The sequence below is a fragment of the Mesorhizobium sp. M7A.F.Ca.CA.002.05.1.1 genome (assembly GCF_003998335.1).
Lineage (GTDB): Bacteria > Pseudomonadota > Alphaproteobacteria > Rhizobiales > Rhizobiaceae > Mesorhizobium.
In genome coordinates this window covers 1-663 of sequence record NZ_RZQI01001531.1, presented here as the reverse complement: position 1 = coordinate 663, position 663 = coordinate 1, and the positions used below count along the sequence as shown (strand labels likewise).

Annotated in this window: 1 protein-coding gene; it reads left to right on the top strand. The window is 67.9% G+C overall.

Annotated features, from left to right (window positions below; translation table 11 throughout):
* The coding region (locus tag EN939_RS36855) for an autotransporter-associated beta strand repeat-containing protein (RefSeq protein ID WP_206528477.1) at positions 1–663 on the top strand (663 nt) is incomplete at both ends.

The window sequence follows — 663 nt, the reverse complement described above, 5'->3', positions numbered from 1 at the left end:
CAGCGGCACCGTGCAGGGCGGCACGGGGGGCGCCAGCGGCTATGGCGATCCACGCTACCGCGCCGGATCTGGCGGGATCGGCATTGCCGGGGCAGGCCTCACCGTGACCAACAGCGGCACCATCGCCGGTGGATTCTCGATCGACGGCAACGGTCCCCAGGCTCATGCGATCCAGTTCACCGGTGGCGTCAATACGCTGGAACTGCACGCCGGCTCGGTGGTCAGCGGCACTGTGGAGGCCTTCAGCGCGGCCGACACATTCGGCCTCGGCGGTTCGGTCGGCGGTTCCTTCGATCTTTCACAATTGGGCGCGGCGGGCTCTTCCGCCCAGTATCAGGGCTTCGGCATCCTGGAAAAGTCCGGCACCGGCACCTGGACTATTTCCGGCACACCGGGCACGGTCATGGCCTGGTCCGTTACGCAAGGCATCCTCGATCTCGGCGCCACGACGCAGACCGCCACCGGCTTCACGCTGACGGGCGGGGAATTGCGCAACGGCACTCTGAGCACCGCCGGCAGCTTCGCCTTGAGCAACGGCACCGTGTCGGCGCTCCTCGGCGGGACCGGCTCCCTGGTCAAATCCGGCACCGGCACGGTCGTCCTCACCGGCACCAACACCTATTCGGGCGGCACCTTCGCCAACGGCGGCACATTGAGGATCGG